Source organism: Thermosinus carboxydivorans Nor1, from assembly GCF_000169155.1.
GTDB lineage: Bacteria > Bacillota > Negativicutes > Sporomusales > Thermosinaceae > Thermosinus > Thermosinus carboxydivorans.
The window spans coordinates 77,381-93,577 of the sequence record NZ_AAWL01000008.1 but is presented as its reverse complement, the minus strand read 5'-3'; the positions used below and the strand labels follow the sequence as shown (position 1 = coordinate 93,577).

16 protein-coding genes and 1 pseudogene are annotated in these 16,197 nt (G+C 53.8%); 4 read left to right on the top strand and 13 right to left on the bottom strand.

What is annotated here, in order from left to right; all coding sequences use genetic code 11:
- Window positions 1-7 precede the first annotated feature (7 nt).
- Complete coding sequence (locus tag TCARDRAFT_RS07535) at window positions 8-766, top strand: DUF4931 domain-containing protein (protein ID WP_007289396.1); 759 nt, start codon at window positions 8-10, stop codon at window positions 764-766.
- 60 nt (window positions 767-826) lie between these two features.
- Here the strand turns inward: TCARDRAFT_RS07535 and TCARDRAFT_RS07530 are convergent, their stop codons facing one another.
- The 10 genes and pseudogenes from TCARDRAFT_RS07530 to TCARDRAFT_RS07490 all read right to left on the bottom strand — a co-directional run bounded on the left by TCARDRAFT_RS07530 (window position 827) and on the right by TCARDRAFT_RS07490 (window position 9,433).
- A complete protein-coding gene (locus tag TCARDRAFT_RS07530; RefSeq protein WP_007289395.1) occupies window positions 827-2,104 on the bottom strand; it encodes an ArsB/NhaD family transporter in 1,278 nt (425 codons plus the stop codon).
- Between the two features lie 317 nt (window positions 2,105-2,421).
- Window positions 2,422-4,110 (bottom strand): annotated as a pseudogene (locus tag TCARDRAFT_RS07525) (glutamine--tRNA ligase/YqeY domain fusion protein).
- Between the two features lie 161 nt (window positions 4,111-4,271).
- Window positions 4,272-4,520 (bottom strand): hypothetical protein, encoded by a 249-nt coding sequence (locus TCARDRAFT_RS15490; RefSeq protein ID WP_232199112.1) that lies wholly within the window; start codon window positions 4,518-4,520, stop codon window positions 4,272-4,274.
- 117 nt (window positions 4,521-4,637) lie between these two features.
- A complete protein-coding gene (locus TCARDRAFT_RS07515; RefSeq protein ID WP_007289390.1) occupies window positions 4,638-5,807 on the bottom strand; it encodes a GNAT family N-acetyltransferase in 1,170 nt (389 codons plus the stop codon).
- A 9-nt stretch (window positions 5,808-5,816) separates the two neighbouring features.
- Window positions 5,817-6,233 carry a DUF2156 domain-containing protein gene (locus tag TCARDRAFT_RS16200; RefSeq protein WP_007289389.1) on the bottom strand — a complete coding sequence of 139 codons (417 nt, stop codon included), beginning with the start codon at window positions 6,231-6,233 and terminating at the stop codon, window positions 5,817-5,819.
- A 71-nt stretch (window positions 6,234-6,304) separates the two neighbouring features.
- Entirely contained in the window at window positions 6,305-6,685 is a 381-nt protein-coding gene (locus TCARDRAFT_RS16195) for a phosphatidylglycerol lysyltransferase domain-containing protein (RefSeq protein WP_007289411.1), read from the bottom strand.
- Window positions 6,686-6,695: 10 nt separating this feature from the next.
- Window positions 6,696-7,292 (bottom strand): DNA-3-methyladenine glycosylase I, encoded by a 597-nt coding sequence (locus tag TCARDRAFT_RS07505; RefSeq protein ID WP_007289388.1) that lies wholly within the window; start codon window positions 7,290-7,292, stop codon window positions 6,696-6,698.
- Between the two features lie 769 nt (window positions 7,293-8,061).
- Window positions 8,062-8,469, bottom strand: a complete 408-nt coding sequence (locus TCARDRAFT_RS07500; RefSeq protein ID WP_007289387.1) for a YmaF family protein — start codon at window positions 8,467-8,469, stop codon at window positions 8,062-8,064.
- A gap of 100 nt (window positions 8,470-8,569) precedes the next feature.
- Window positions 8,570-9,046, bottom strand: a complete 477-nt coding sequence (locus TCARDRAFT_RS07495) for a nuclear transport factor 2 family protein (protein WP_007289386.1) — start codon at window positions 9,044-9,046, stop codon at window positions 8,570-8,572.
- A gap of 168 nt (window positions 9,047-9,214) precedes the next feature.
- Entirely contained in the window at window positions 9,215-9,433 is a 219-nt protein-coding gene (locus TCARDRAFT_RS07490) for a hypothetical protein (protein ID WP_007289385.1), read from the bottom strand.
- 118 nt (window positions 9,434-9,551) lie between these two features.
- Between TCARDRAFT_RS07490 and TCARDRAFT_RS07485 the strand changes: the two genes are divergently transcribed.
- Window positions 9,552-10,247, top strand: coding sequence for a metallophosphoesterase (locus TCARDRAFT_RS07485; protein ID WP_007289384.1), 696 nt, complete (start codon window positions 9,552-9,554; stop codon window positions 10,245-10,247).
- A gap of 5 nt (window positions 10,248-10,252) precedes the next feature.
- Here TCARDRAFT_RS07485 and asnB read toward each other — a convergent pair whose 3' ends face one another.
- The gene (gene asnB, locus TCARDRAFT_RS07480; RefSeq protein WP_007289383.1) at window positions 10,253-12,097 is read right to left on the bottom strand and encodes an asparagine synthase (glutamine-hydrolyzing); all 1,845 of its coding nucleotides are present in this window, start codon (window positions 12,095-12,097) and stop codon (window positions 10,253-10,255) included.
- 199 nt (window positions 12,098-12,296) lie between these two features.
- Here asnB and TCARDRAFT_RS07475 point away from each other — a divergent pair, with 199 nt between their 5' ends.
- Entirely contained in the window at window positions 12,297-12,635 is a 339-nt protein-coding gene (locus TCARDRAFT_RS07475; RefSeq protein ID WP_007289382.1) for a cupin domain-containing protein, read from the top strand.
- Between the two features lie 327 nt (window positions 12,636-12,962).
- Window positions 12,963-13,937, top strand: coding sequence for a 2-hydroxyacid dehydrogenase (locus tag TCARDRAFT_RS07470; protein WP_007289381.1), 975 nt, complete (start codon window positions 12,963-12,965; stop codon window positions 13,935-13,937).
- 55 nt (window positions 13,938-13,992) lie between these two features.
- Here TCARDRAFT_RS07470 and nirJ2 read toward each other — a convergent pair whose 3' ends face one another.
- Both nirJ2 and TCARDRAFT_RS07460 read right to left on the bottom strand, forming a co-directional pair.
- Window positions 13,993-14,976, bottom strand: a complete 984-nt coding sequence (gene nirJ2, locus TCARDRAFT_RS07465) for a putative heme d1 biosynthesis radical SAM protein NirJ2 (RefSeq protein ID WP_007289380.1) — start codon at window positions 14,974-14,976, stop codon at window positions 13,993-13,995.
- A 6-nt stretch (window positions 14,977-14,982) separates the two neighbouring features.
- Window positions 14,983-16,155 (bottom strand): radical SAM/SPASM domain-containing protein, encoded by a 1,173-nt coding sequence (locus TCARDRAFT_RS07460; RefSeq protein WP_007289379.1) that lies wholly within the window; start codon window positions 16,153-16,155, stop codon window positions 14,983-14,985.
- Between the last annotated feature and the right edge of the window lie 42 nt (window positions 16,156-16,197).

Below are 16,197 nucleotides of genomic sequence, written 5' to 3'. Positions count from 1 at the left end.
TGATTGTATGACTACCCATCTTGCTTTTGATACCCGGTTAGGCCGGCTCAAGCCGGAAAACATTATTAACCGTGAAACCAAGTGCCCGTTCTGCGACCGGTCCAGCCTGGTCGGCGTGCTGGCCGAACAGGGCCCTATCCTGTTGGTAAAAAATAAGTATCCCGTACTGCAGGATGCCTTCCAGACAGTGCTAATCGAGACCGACCATTGCGATGCCGAGCTGTCAACTTATCCGAAAGACCACCTCTATGCCGTCATTCGCTTCGGCGTGGGAAATTGGCTGAACATGGAGAAGAGCGGCGAGTTTAAGTCGGTGCTGTTTTTCAAAAATCATGGTCCCCTATCCGGCGGGACCATCCGCCACCCGCATATGCAAATTGTAGGACTAAAGAATATTGACTACCGGCAAAACGTCACGGCTGACCAGTTTGAAGGCCTCATCGTTCACCGCCATAGCGGCGTCGAGTTCAATGTATCGACTAAGCCCCTCGTTGGCTTTTTTGAATTCAATGTCATCCTTTATGATTTTGACCGCCTCGACGCTATGGCTGACGCTATTCAAACAGCAGCCCACTATATTCTCAATGGATTTCACAAAAACTGCACCAGTTACAACCTCTTCTTTTATCATTTTGCGGGCCGCATCTTAGTCAAAATTGTTCCTCGCTTTGTTATGTCGCCCATCTTTGTCGGCTACGCCATCCCCCAAGTTTCCATCCACCTCGATGAGGTAGTGCAAGATATCAAAAACCGGTATTACCGCTAATACACGATAAAAGACTGCCGTAAGCACAGCTCGCGGCAGTCTTTTTGCCTTTAATACCACTTAAAAATAGCGCAAAGATATATAAAGGTGAGACAGAACGATGGACAACAGCATAAACGGAAAGGCGACCTTAAAATAACCACGGAAGGAAATAGGGCAACCGTTCTTTTCGGCAATGCCGGCCACAATAACATTAGCCGAGGCGCCAATAAGCGTACCGTTGCCGCCCAAACAGGCCCCCAGCGCCAGCGACCACCACACCGGCTCAAGGTTCATACCGGTGATTTGGCCCATGTCCTGCAGCATGGGAATCATGGTCGCCACGAAGGGAATATTGTCCACAAAAGCAGAAGCAATGGCGGCTACCCACAGGATAAGGTAAGACGCGCCAGCCACATCGCCCTGGGTAACTCCCAGGCTCCACTCGGCCAGGGCCCGGATAACACCGGTGGCCTTAAGGCCACCCACTAAGACAAACAAACCGGCAAAGAAGAAAATCGTCGGCCACTCGACATGCAGCAGCACGTCTTCCGGCTCTTCCCGGTTGATAAGCATCAGCAACATAGCGCCAGCGAGAGCAATGGTTGCCGACTCGAGGTGCAACATTCCATGGAAAGAAAAACCGATAATCGTCAGTGCCAGTACGGCCAGCGACTGTTTCAAAAGGCGCCAGTCTTTGATTTCATCCCCGGGTGACAAGGCGAGCAGCTTTTGGCGGTCTTCCTCCCGCACCGTTAGCCCCCGTCGGTAGAGAAGCATTAGTAGCGCCGTAGTTATCACCAGGACAACGATGGCAATGGGCGCCAAATGAACAATAAAATCGGTAAAGCTAAAACCTACGGCGCTGCCAATCATAATATTGGGCGGGTCACCAATCAATGTTGCCGTGCCGCCAATATTAGACGCCAGGATCTCGGAAATAAGAAAGGGAATCGGGTCAACCTGCAGTTTTTCCGTTAAGGTCAGTGTGACCGGGACAACCAGCAGTACCGTTGTCACATTATCCAAGAGCGCCGATGCGACCGCCGTAATAAGGCAGAGCAAACCGAGAAGGGCGAGCGGCCGCCCCTTTGCCGCCCGGGCCGTCCAAACAGCAAGGGCCTCAAATACGCCGGTACGGCGCGTGATGGCTACCAAAATCATCATGCCCACCAACAGACCAATGGTATTAAAGTCAATATCGTCCTTAATGGCAGTTTCCTGATCCAATAGCCCGATCAGAATCATCAGCAGGCCCCCGCTCATGGCCACAACCATGCGGTTGATCTTTTCCCAGATGATCAAGCCATAGGCTGCCAGGAAGAGTAAAATTGAACCGTAAAAAGCCCAATTGTCCATTACCGTCCTCCTCTTGTGTTAGTTTGCCCTAAAAAAGGCAAAGAGGAGCCTGTTGTGACAGACTCCTCCAAAAAAATATAAAATATATAGTATTGTGGAATATATGTTACACTATCGCCGGCATTGCTGTCAATACAAGCCGCCTATTCCTTAATCCCCACTTCTTTGATGCGGTCTTGCTGGAACCGTTCGTAATAAGATCCGTAGTTATAGATCGCCGCCAGGGGATTGTGGCCCAGTACCCGGTCCTTGACGGCAAAGACGGTGACAAGAGCTTGCGAATGTTTGATAAAAAGCGAATCATGACCGACTTATTGTTATTCTTTTTGCAATTTGGCCCACGAATCGCGCAGGCCGACAATCCGGTTAAAGACCAGTTTGCCGTTAGCTGAATCGGGGTCGACACAAAAATAGCCTTGCCGCAGGAACTGGTAGCGGCTGCCTGGCGCCGCGCCAGCCAGGCTGGGTTCAACCAGACAGTTTGTCAGCGTAACCAGTGATGCAGGATTGAGCTTGGCCAGAAAATCATCACCTTCTGTTTCTTCCTCTTCCTTGTCGTCCAACAGAAGGTAATCGTACAAACGTACTTCGGCCGGAACGGCGTGGGCTGCCGACACCCAATGCAGCGTGCCCTTAACTTTGCGGCTGGCCCCGGCGCCGCTGCGCGTTTCCGGATCGTACGTGCAGCGCAGTTCGATAATTTCGCCGGTCTGCTCGTCTTTCACCACCCGCTCGCATTTAATGATGTAGGCGTGCTTAAGACGGACCTCCTGCCCGGGCGAAAGGCGGAAAAACTTTTTGGGCGGATTTTCCATGAAATCGTCCTGCTCAATATAGATGACGCGGGAAAACGGGATTTTACGCGTGCCTGCTTCCGGCGCCTCGGGATTGTTCTCCCGCTTCAGTTCTTCTACTTGGCCTTCGGGATAGTTCTCGATAACCACCTTTAGGGGGCGCATCGACGGCCATTGCCCGCTGCGCCCTGGGTATTAAGATCTTCGCGAATGCAATGTTCCAGTAGGGCAATATCGACCGTGCTGTTTGCTCTTGGCGACGCCGATACGGTCGCAAAAGTCGCGAATGGCTTCAGGGGTATAGCCGCGCCGCCTTAGTCCGGAAATGGTGGGCATGCGCGGGTCATCCCAGCCGCTGACATAGCCTTTTTCGACCAGCAGGCGCAATTTGCGCTTGCTCATAACGGTATTCTGTCAGATTAAGCCGGGCGAACTCGATCTGTTTCGGGCGGCCAGGGCCAAAGCCGCAAGCTTCAAGCACCCAGTCATACAGCGGCCGATGGTCTTCAAACTCCAAGGTGCAGATAGAGTGGGTAATGCCTTCCAATGCGTCAGATAAAGGATGGGCATAGTCGTACATGGGATAAATGCACCATTTATCGCCCGTGCGATGGTGCGTCGCCCGCATAATCCGGTACACACCGGGTCGCGCATATTGAGATTGGGTGACGCCATGTCGATTTTGGCGCGCAACACGCGGGAACCGTCCGGAAACTCGCCGGCCTTCATGCGCTGGAACAAATCGAGGTTTTCCTCGACCGACCGATTGCGGTAGGGACTTTCTTTGCCCGGCTGCGTCAACGTGCCGCGATATTCTCGTATTTCCTGCGGACTTAGGTCACAGACATAGGCTTTGCCGTCCCGAATCAGTTTAAGGGCAAACTCATAGAGCTGGTCAAAATAGTCCGATGCGTAAAACATCCGGTCTTCCCAGTCAAATCCCAGCCACTTGACATCATTGATAATCGACTGAACATATTCAACTTCTTCCTTGCTGGGGTTGGTATCATCGAACCGCAGGTTGCACAGTCCTCCGTACTTTTTAGCCAGACCGAAGTTCAGACAAATGGACTTGGCATGGCCGATATGCAAATAGCCGTTAGGCTCCGGCGGAAAGCGGGTGTGGACACGGCCGCCATATGTATTGTTTTTTAAATCCTCATTAATAATTTCCTGAATAAAATTGCTTGGAACAATTGGATTGGAACTCATAATGCTACTCCTCTTCGCTTATTTGATTTATCTTGTGTATTTCGTCGCCAGCAGGCGATTTCCTGCCAAATCCGACTACTGAAGCAGCCTTTCCGCCACGGTCACTTACGACCTCGCCGTACTTGGCGTTTAGTATTTACCACTGATTGGTAAGTTATGACTTAAGCATTATGGCAATCCTTTGCTCGGCTTGGATGTAACGTTGCTTGCCGTCTGCCTTTCAGGGCAATATAGAAATAATAGGTACAGACAAGTACCACCATGGTTGCCGCCGCAAACAGAACTTTGTAACCAAACCATTCGGCCACCATCCCCAATACCGACGAACCAACGGCGACGCCGATATCGCCTGCTGCTGACAACACACTGAGCGCCGTCCCTTTATTGGCCGGATTACTGTGCTGAACGATAATCCGGCAACAGTAAGTTAGTGCTGAAGACCGTAAAAAGCTGGGACAGGACGATATTTTGAAATTGCCGGTTGCGGACAATATTGATGAACTGTTTCACTTGGCATCCCCTGTTGGCTAAAAGTATTCGTTAATATAATTGACACGCGGCGGAAAAAACTGGTCCAAAAGCGCCAACCCCTGCGACGACGCGGTCAGCCGACCCGCCGCCGCCAGTTCCCGAGCGCTGAGCCGCCCGAAAACAAGCTGCGCCAACGCTCCCACGGAACAGTAAACATCGGCCTTAACCTCAGCCGCGCGCGTCACCTGTCCCTGTCCAGCGGCTACCTCCAGCGTGAAGTAGCCGTTATTCCAGTCGGCCAACCCGTCCTCAATGCACAAAACCGTCCTCCCGGCCGCCCCGGGCGGATAACTAACAGCGGTAAGCAAAGCCGCTACGTCCACTATCCGACCGGCCATAAACGGATGGAGCCATACCTCTTTTTTCGGATTAGGCAAGGCAAAGTGAATCCCATCATCGAGGGGAGCATTCCACTCAATCCGTTCCGTTTGATAGCGGTGTTGGTAAAGAAAATAAAACAGCGCCTGCTGCGCCCGCCCGTCCGCATAGGCCATTTCCGTCACCGTCAGGATGTTTTCACCCCGGTGATAAAGGATATAACCCTTGGGCCGGCCCTCATCCTCTAATACATAGATAAACCCCTTTTCCGCCAGGTGGGCGGCCAGCAGGCTGCGCCAGTTGGCCGCCCGACGGAGCGCATAGCCGTGACGGCCGGCGACAAAGGCCTCATAAACACTGGCCAGAGCCGACCATTCGTCGACCATATCGAGCCGGCGGAACACGCCGTGCCGCTTAGCAACGTGCACAAGGTCGGTGGCGGCTATGTTGTAACGGTAGTGATGGTAGCAAAGTTCCCAGCCAAAAGGACGGTAAAAGCCATTCCGCCTCGGAATAAGGATGCTGGCGTACTGCCCGCGGCCGCGCGCTTCGCTCAGAGCGGCCTGGAGCAGCTTTCCCGCTGCGCCGCCGCCGCGGCTGCCGGGAACAGTGGCCAGCCCAACTAAAAACGCCACCGGCAGGGGTTTTTCCCGCAAAAAAATTTCGTAAGGAATTATATGAATACAGGTGGCCAGCCGGCCCTGGTCGTATCCGCCCAAAACATTTTCCGGTCGGTAATATTCGGAAAAGAACCAATTAAAAAAAGGGTGACCCTCCTGTTCGAAACAGTAGGACCACAGCCATTTAACCTCTTCCGTATCGGCCGCATTTATCAGCCTGAACTCCATAAAGTCACCTCATTTGCCGATAGTAACATCATACTTTTCCACCATTTTCACCGGCCGGTAGGATAGTTTGGCCTGCCTTAATCCTTCGATCCCCATGTCTTCTTCCCGGTTAATATAGCGCATATGCCGCCACTGGCGGCAGAACTGCTGGTTAATCATCTGGTAGATGCCGCGGAAATCGGCATTGCCCTTTTCGATGTGAACAACGACGGTGTCGCTGTTAAGCGCTTCACCAAACGTGAACGCCTCCACCTTGCCGTCAATGACAATGGCCCCACCGACCAGCTTAAGTTCGCGGAAATGGGCGAAAGCCCTTAGAATAGCTTCTTTTTCGTGTCCCATACAAGGGTCATCGTCGCAGCGGCGCTCATACCAAGCGAGCGTACTCTTGACGCAGGCCGGAATAAGGTCCGGCGTGATCGGCACATAAGCGGGCCTGCGGATTATAACTGCAAAAATAGTTGAGGTGGTTTTTTTTGCTGTTGTAACGGCGGCCTTTAAGCCTCAATAAGATCCTTGACTAAATAAACGTAGTCAAAATTGTCGCGGTCGGCCCGGAAATGGTAATATCCCGGCCGCACTGATTCAAGGTACTGCACCAGGTCGACCGTCGCGGCTTTCATGAAAAACGGCCGCCCTTCGCGCGCGAACTGCTCGGCTAACTGATCAAGCACTCTTTCCACCCCTACCGGCGGCCCAAAGGGGGGAAAAACAAAGGCCTGCCCCTGCCACAGAGCCCGCAGGCAAAGAAAGCCGTCAATCAGGGCCCATTCCAGGTTATAGCCGGGCTGCCATATATACAGGTTGGTAAAGGTACACTCCGACGCTTCATAGCGGCGGGCGTGGAAATAATGATCAAAAAGCGGTTTATCTTCCAACTTGACAGGCTCAAAGACGATAATGGTAAAACCTCCCTTGAACGGCGTCCCTGATCTGGTGGTAGCGGAAGCAATCGGTAGTATGGTCGTTGACCATACCGGTAGCTTGCATAAAAGCATAGCAAATAGTAGGGCCGACAAAGCAAAAACCCCGCTGCCGCAAGTCTTTGCTCATGGCGCGCGATTCGGCAGTTTCGGCCGGAACCTCCCGCCACGACGCCCAGTTGTTCTGCCGGGGCACGCCGCCGACAAATTGCCAAATGTAATCGCGAAAGGAGCCAAACTGCTCGCAGACAGCGAGAAAAGCGCGCGCGTTGGCAACCGCGGCCTCGATTTTACGCCGGTTGCGGATAAGGCCCGGGTTGCGCAGTAATTCGCCGACCTTGGCTTCGTCATAAGCAGCGACTTTGGCCGCATCGAAGCCGTCGAAGGCCTGGCGGTAATTTTCCCGTTTTTTCAGGACGGTAAGCCAACTCAGCCCGGCCTGAACGCCTTCCAAAATCAACATTTCAAAGAGCTTATTATCGTCGTAAACCGGCACGCCCCACTCCTGGTCATGATAGGCCAGGTACAGCGGGTCGTCCGTTACCCAGGCGCAGCGTTCCATTAATCCTTCATCCTTTGTGCAATTATCAATGGCTATGCCTTTAACCATTAAAATAAAATAATTCTCGCTCTCTTATACCATTCCCTGCCCATTGCGCAAAAAAACAAGAGCCTCCGTTAGAAAAAAAAAGACTGTCGACTTGGCGGGTCAACAGTCCCATGACGTGGACGATGCTTTTTACGGGTCTATTATATACCTATTTTCTTATTAGGTACAATACATATTAAGCATTCTAATTATTCCTTTTGACAATAACTTGTCGGCTGCGCGGCCCGACCTTCGGCCTTAAACACACACACCCCTTCACCATTTTACGTTAATTGTTGTGATGGTATGAATAGCCTGTAGCTTGGCGTAATCAAATTCCGAGAAATGACGGACGATTAAATCGGCAATACCATAAATGGCTCAAGTAAAAACGCAAGACCGACGGTCATCACCGTGCTGGCCGCCAAAAAAGACCGCCAATTCCGGTATCGTTGATCGATCCGCATATAAATGACCGGCAGAGCAAATGCCGTCCGCAGTCAAAGCAACGTAGAAAATCAGCGTATGTTTGTTGTAATATTATTCTGTTCTAATATTATTCTGTTCTGGACTTGGTTTTTCTATAAAACTGTAATACAATATTTGGCAGAACCGGGCCGGCATACTGCTATGCCTGCTATTTGAACCCATCATGCTTCCCCGGAAAACATTCGGCGAATAAAAAAGACGGCCGCGCTTGTAAACAGGCGCCGATCGTCTTATGATACCGGCGAAGAGAGATTTAGTCCCGTTTCGGGTATTTAGGTTTCATCATATAATACTTATCGTCGTCGCAATCATCATCCATCACATCAGGACTAAGCCCCAGCACGCCACTATAGTCGTGAGTATGGTTGTCATCGAAGCTGGTCTCCCCGGCAAAGTAGTGAATATGCTGTCCACCAGGCATGGCGACCGCCGGGCCGGACAGAACATCGTACCAATGCCAGTGGTCTACGTGGAAACTGGTACGGCCCCGCACGCGGTGAATGTGCGACCCTTCCGCCAACCGGGCCGGCGCGCTAACGCCCATAATCACATGCTGGTGCTCGTCGGCAACTTCGGTCAGTGTATTGTACCCATGCACATGCACCCCGCGGCGGCCTTCATTATCCTCGTGTCCCGGCTTGCGTTCCTGCTCTTCAGACATCGCTTTCCCTCCCCTAATTTTTTACATAATATCCTATGCAGCGCCAGCGCCAAAGGTGCTGAGTTCAACAAGCAAAAAAGAGGCGGTTTACCGCCTCAGCTTAAATGTTTTTTAAGAGCTGCGCCAATACTTGGTACTTGGCATTTTCGTAAATATTATTAAAGTCGACGATGTACCACTCGCCGTCAATTTTCTCCAGGCCAACCGGTTTAACCGAAAGTTTGAAGCTGTTCGGCTCCGTCTGCAAAGTCGCCAGAACTACGGCATAATTGCCCTGCTCGGCTACCTTCGTCACTTTTACCAGGTTGGCCTGCTTAAGTTCGGCCAGACCATTTTGTCCGCTGAGAAAATCGATCAGGGCCCGCGTATCGCGGCGAGAATCGGGCGTGACGTAGAGAGCGGCTTCATTTAGCCGGTTATTTTTGGCCGCGTCAAAGAAAGCCTGCACAACGGCGTCAGGTGCCAGACCGGTCAGCCGTTTCGCGGCCGAGCCGCCACCGCCGCAGCCGGCCAGCAGCGCCACCATCACGAGAATCGCCATCAGGGAAGTTGCTTTTAGCAGTTGTTTTCTTGTCATGGTATCTCCTCCTTATGTAAAATAATCGACAGTTATACTATAGCAGATCCTGACTGATTAGTCACCCCCTGGCAAAATTTGCTGGTTTCGTGGCGCTCTACCGGATTAAACGACGGGAAATTGGAAAGGTAACGGAGAGAATATAAAAAAACAGGCTTTTGCGCCTGTTTACAAGTCATCTTGTACTTCCATCGTCCCTTTGCGAGAAATGGCAAGGTCGTCTAAATCGACTTTATCCATTTGATCCCAGAGCATGCGGTGGACCAGATAGTTGATGGTGCGTTTGCTCTCTTCCTGCAGCGACGGGTCAACGGCGCTGCTTGCCGTGTAATCCAGACCCGGTTCCTGCCGCTGGGCCGGTACTTTGTTAGCGTTATCTTCTACCATGACCGCCAATGCCTCCTGTCCGTTAATCGCCTTGGTTTTAGGTTATCCTGTTAGTAAAGCCGTCATGTTAGGAAAATCCTGCCAAATCCATTAAACTTTGTTTAAGAGGAACAGCACTATGCATATTTTTGCCATTGCCGACTTGCATCTTTCCGGCGACCCGCCGTTCAAACCCATGTCGGTGTTCGGCGAACACTGGCACAATCACTGGGCGAAAATCAAAGCGGACTGGCTGGAAAAAGTAACGCCCGATGATATTGTCCTCCTGCCTGGCGATATTTCCTGGGCAATGAAGCTGGAGGAAGCCCTGCCCGACCTGCGGGCCATCGACGCCTTGCCTGGCCGCAAGGTCATCGTGCGCGGCAACCATGATTATTGGTGGCAGACGGTTTCCAAGATGACGCGGGTGGTAGGTGGCCAAATCACCTTTCTCCACAACACCTTTACACCCGCCGGTTCTTTTGCCATTTGCGGTAGCCGCGGGTGGACCTGTCCCGGCGACCGCTCTTTTGCCGAAGCCGAAGACATGCCTATCTACCTGCGGGAACTAAACCGAGTCCGCGCCACCCTTACCGCTGCCGCCCAGGCCGGCTACCGCCGCTACATTCTGATGCTACATTATCCGCCGGTCAACGATCGCCATGAGCCGAGCGGCTTTACCGATCTTATGGCCGAGTTCGGCGTAGAAATCTGCGTATTCGGCCACCTCCATGACGAAGCCATCCGCACCGCGCCTACCGGCATTTTCGGTGGCGCCGCCTGCCACCTGGTTTCCTGTGACGCGCTGGACTTTAAGCTAAAATGCATCGTCTAACATGCCTAGCACACCTGGACACGGTAATATCGCAGCCAGACGTCCACTTGTATGAGATAGGCGAAGAGCTGGGCCCCGCCCATGAGCTGCCCGAACCATGGCAGCGGCGAAGCAGCAAAATCGGAATAGGCCATGTCCCGGATTTTAGCTTCGTCGACAAGCGGCCTGAGCGGCGACGCCGGGTCGCTTAAGCGTTGCAGCGCTTCGGCCCGCACCTTTTCCAGATAGACCGGATTATGGGTCTTGGGATAAGGACTTTTCCGCCGCCATAACACCTCATCAGGCAATAAACCGGCCAGAGCGTACCGTAGCAGCCCTTTTTCGCGATTCCGGTAATTCTTCATTTCCCACGGCACATTCCATACATATTCGACCAGCCGGTGGTCGCAAAACGGCACCCGTACCTCCAGGCCGAAAGCCATGCTCATGCGGTCTTTGCGGTCCAGCAGGGTAGGCATGAACCGGGTCAGGCTGAGATAAAAAATCTCCCGCATCCGCGCCGCCCGCGCGTCCTCGCCTGGCAGCCGCGGCACTTCGGCCAGCGCCTCCCGGTAGCGGTCGGCCACATATTCCTCCGGGCGAATAGCGGCCCGCACCTCGGGTGACAGCCAGGCAGCCCGCATCTTGACCAGCCGCGACCAGGGAAAGGTGCCGGCGCCAATCATCTCGGGCTGACGAAACCATGGATAGCCGCCAAAAACCTCATCGGCGCACTCGCCTGACAAGGCGACCGTGGCTTCTTTTTTTATTTCACGGGAAAACAATAGCAGCGAAGTATCCACATCTGCCATGCCGGGGAGGTCACGGGCCACCGTTGCCTTAGCCAGGGCATCGGCCAATTCGGCATTATCAAGGATGACGCAGCGGTGGCAAGTATTAAAATAGTCGGCCACGCGCTCCACCCAGGGGGCGTCAGCATTGGGCTGAAAGGAATTAGACCGAAAATATTTATCATTATCGACATAATCGACGGAATAGGTAACCAGCCGGTCCTGGCCCTCCTCCCGCCGGCTTTGGGCCGCGAAGGCGGTCAAAGCGCTGGAATCGAGACCGCCGGAAAGCAGCGTGCATACCGGCACATCGGCGACAAGCTGGCGGCGGACAGCGTCCTGCAAGAGGTCACGCACTGTCTGCACTGTTGTCCGGAAATCATCCGGATGGGGGTGGGAGACCAGCGACCAATACGGCCACAGGCGCTTGCCCTCCCGGCTGTAGACCATACACCAACCCGGCTTGAGTTCGGCTACGCCGCGAAAAATACCATGGCCTGGCGTGCGTGCCGGTCCGATCATAAAGATTTCGGCCAATCCCTCGGTGTCAATTTCGGGCTTAACGGCAGGATGAGCTAGCAGCGCCTTGAGTTCGGAACCAAAAATCAAGCCTCCTCCCCGCTCGGCGTAAAAAAGCGGTTTGACCCCCAGACGGTCACGGGCTAAAAAAAGGTGCTGCGCCTGCTCGTCCCATACGGCGAACGCAAAGATGCCGTTAAACTTATTGACACAGGCGACTCCCCATTCCATATAAGCCAACAATAGCACTTCGGTGTCCGAGGTTGTGCAAAAGGTATGGCCGCGCCCTACCAATTCGCGCCGCAGTTCCGGCGTGTTATAAAGTTCACCGTTATAAACGACGACACAGGTCCTATCGCCGTTTTGCCGCATCATCGGCTGTTTGCCTCCTTCCAGATCGACGACGCTCAGACGACGATGGCCCAAGGCGACATGGGCGCCGAAATACATTCCCTCGGCATCAGGCCCGCGGGCGGCCAGCGTCTTCACCATACCCGCCAGGATAGGTTGGGCCTTGGTAAGGTCGGACTGCCAATCAATCCATCCGGTAATACCGCACATGAAAGCTCACTCCTTAAAAAATAAAACGCCGCCTTGCTGCTTACCCAAAGCAACCGTTCGGCGTCTTTGCCTTTACGCCTTATAATATGCGGCACTGCTGTTTTTGTCACTGTGATGACCATCACAGCAGCGGGGAATATTAGGGTGTAAAATAAAAGCAAAAGAAAAGCGGCGCCAGGCGCTATGGAGGTATCCGGAAATGGAAAAAAAATTCATTAAAAATATTGAGTTCAGCACTGCCGTGGAATTGGCCGATTTAGTAAAATATCAGCCCGGCCAGGTGATCAGTCTGACCTTTGTCCAAAACGAAACGCTAAGCATGACGCTATTTGCTTTTGCCAAAGGGGAAGGAGTTAGTACCCATTCCGCCCCCGGCGACGCCATGGTCTACATGCTGGACGGCGAAGCGGAAATTACTATTGGCGATAAAAAGGTGCGGGCCAAGAAAGGCGAGGCGGTTGTCATGCCGGCTGACGTCCCCCATGGGCTTGAGGCCGTGGAAAATTTCAAAATGTTGCTAATTCTAGTAAGAAAGTAGGGCTTGCGCTTGGCCTAAATTGCCTTACATTGCCAGCATATTAGATCATTACCGCTCATAAGTATGTAGTACTTTAAAGAAAGGAGGTCAGCTGATGGCGACAATTTGGATGATGCTGCGTCCTGTTACGCACTGCAAGGAAGGCTGCAGTACATAGTCCTGGGCAGGACGGTAAACGGCCCCGGCAAAAGCGCCCATACAGGGCGCTTTTGCCGTTTTATTTGGTGATGGTGCACTGGGTTAGCGGTGATACCCTACGGAACAGACAGGAATTTTTTACCTGGTAGCGAATAATAAAGCATACATTCACCACAAGGAGGCTTATCGGTGAAAAAGTATCAAGTTGTCGTTGCCGGTAAAATGCGCCCCTGCGCCCTCGCTAAAATCAGCAGCGAGTGTCATGTCCGGCAGTGGGATAAAATTGAGCCCATTCCCCGTAACCTGCTCTATGAGTGGCTGGCTGATGCCGAAGGCCTTGTCTCCACCGGCGACGTGCGGGTAGACGACGAACTCTTGGCCCACGCTCCGCGTCTGCGCGTAATCGCCCAAGCATCGGTAGGTTACGATAATGTGGACATTGCCGCCTGCACCCGCCGCGGCATCCCTTTCGGCAACACGCCTGGCGTGCTGGTAGAAGCGACGGCCGACCTTACCTTCGGCTTACTGCTCTGCGCCGCCCGCCGCATTCATGAAGGCTGGAACCAGGTGGCCAGCGGGCGGTGGCTCAATAACCATGACGTGCCCTTCGGCATCGACCTGTATGGCAAAACGTTAGGCATCGTAGGCATGGGCCGGATTGGCGCCGCGGTAGCCCGGCGGGCGAAGGCCTGCGGCATGAAAGTTATCTACCATAACCGTAGCCGCCGCACCGACGACGAACACCTGGGCGCCACCTATGTCGCGTTTGACGACCTCCTAGCCCAGGCTGACTGTATCGTCGTCCTCGTTCCCTTGTCACCCGCCAGCCAGGGCATGTTCGGCCGCGCCGAGTTTGCCAAAATGAAACGGACAGCCTATTTTATCAATGCCGCCCGCGGCGGCCTTGTCGACACCCAAGCCCTTTACGACGCCCTGAAAGAAGGCCAAATTGCCTACGCCGCCCTCGATGTCACCGACCCCGAACCGCTGCCTGGCGACCATCCCCTTCTTACCCTGCCCAACGTCCTCATTACGCCCCATATCGGCAGCGCAACCCACGAGACGCGGGACCGCATGGCAATGCTTACTGCCGATAACCTGCTGGCCGGTCTGGCCCGACGGCCCCTGCCGGCTTGCGTCAACCAGGAAGCAAACTACCGGTAGCCGTAGAATAATAAAGGAGACCAAAGCGAAAACGCTTCGGTCTCCTTTGTTTCTTTTATCGTCCATAGCTGCACCAGGGCTCTTCCGCCAGATAATCACCGTCAGAGTAGTAATAAGCGCGGGCCCGGCAGCCGCCGCAGATGTCGGTAAAACCGCAGCGTCCGCAGGCGCCCTTGAGGACTCCGCTCCGCAGCTCACCAAAGAGCGGACTGGTCTGCCACAATACATCAAAAGCGGTATCGCGGACATTGCCCACCCGGATGGGCAGATAAGGACAGGGATGGACATCGCCGTTAGGCAAAATGACGCAGTAAGACGTACCGGCCAGGCAGCCCCGCGTGTAACGCATCGCCATGCCTTTTTGGCGGGCAATGCGCATGAACTGCGGCGCGCAGGTTGGCTTAATCTCGATCGGTACCTGAGCCTGCTTGTCCAGGATTCGTTCCAATAATGCCTCATACTGCGCCGTCTTTAGCGTCGTGTCCTCAATATCTTTGCCCCGCCCGGTCGGCACCAGGAAAAAGATGTGATGGGCAATAGCGCCAAGTTCAACCGCCTTGTCGGTAATGGCCAGGATTTCGTGTTCGTTCCAGCTGGTGACGGTAGTGTGAATTTGGAACGGCAGCCCTGCCTGCCGGCAAGCTTCAATTCCACGCAGCGTTTGCTCCCAGGCGCCGCTGCAGCCGCGAAAATGGTCGTGGTGCGACCGGTCAAGACTATCGATACTAATCCCGGCCACGGCCAGGCCAGCATCCTTCAGCTTTTTCGCTACCTCCGGCGCAATAAGGGTGCCATTAGTGCCAATGACCGGCCGCAGTCCCACCGCGCGGGCATGCCGGATCAGCTCGTAAATGTCTGGTCTAAGCAGTGGTTCACCACCGCTTAAAATCATAATCTTAAACCCGGCTTTGGCGATTTCGCCAAGCAGCTTCTTACCTTCCGCCGTAGTTAGCTCATCAGCCCGTTTGGCCCCAGCATCGCGATAGCAGTGCAGGCAATTAATATTGCAGGCCTGGGTAGTATTCCAGGAAATAATCATGACCCCTTACTCCTTCCAGTCGGTCAAATAGCAGGCCGGATCTTCGCCCCACAGATTGCCGGTTGCCGCCTCCGCCCGGATGCGGCAGCCGCCGCACAAACGCTTGTAGCGGCACTCGCCGCAGCGCCCCTCAACATGACTGCTTTTATCACGCAGCTTGAGCAGAAACTCATCCTGGGTATTCTGCCAGATCTGGCTAAACGGCTTTTCCCGCACATTGCCCAACGACTTATGACCCCAAAATTGGCAAGCATGTACATAGCCACGGGGATCGACATTGGCCATTTTCTGCCCGGCCGAACAACCGCCATGCATTTCCAGCAATTGGCGAACCTCATCGACCCGCTCGGGCTGGTGGCGTTCAAAATATTGGAGAATATAGATGCCGTCGGCATGGTTATCGGTTGTTAAAATTTCTGTTTCCACGCCGCGGCGGTGGAAGTCCTGCGTCTTTTCAATTAAGAACTCAATCAACTGCCGCTTCTGCTTAGCCGAGATGTCAAGGTCGGCCATCCCCCGGCCGCGGCCGGCGTAAACCAGGTGGTACAAACAAAATCGGGGGATTTTTTCCCGCTCCACAAGGTCAAGCACCTCGGGCAGGGTATGGTAATTGAGCTTATTGACCGTAAAGCGAATGCCGGTCTTATTGCCGGCGGCGAGCGAATTGCGAATGCCGGCGATTGTTTCGGCAAAAGCGCCCTTGCGGCCGCGGAAGCGGTCATGGACTTCTTCGTTGCCGTCGAGACTAACGCCGACGTACTGAAAGCCTGTCGCCCGGATCCGTTCGGCTATCGCCGGCGTAATCAGCGTGCCGTTGGTAGATATGACCGGACGGATACCGCGGTCGCGGGCATAGGCGCCCAGTTCAAACAGGTCGGGCCGTACCAGTGGTTCCCCGCCGGAAAAAAGCAGTACCGGCACCTTCATGGCCGCCAAGTCGTCGATGAATGCTTTAGCCTCTTCCGTCGTCAATTCGCCGGCGTACTCCCGGTCCTCAGCGCTGATGTAGCAATGCTGGCAAGACAGGTTGCAGCGGTTCGTCATATTCCAGACAACGATAGGGGTGGCATCAGACGAAAACTGCAGCATCTGCGGCGGCAAATTGTGCGAACGCCGTCCATATTTTACGATATCGGACACCGTCGCCGTGCCGCACAGCAATTTAGTACAACCAATCATGTTTTTCCTCCTCTGGGCCGACTTAGCGGGCAGCCGTCAAAT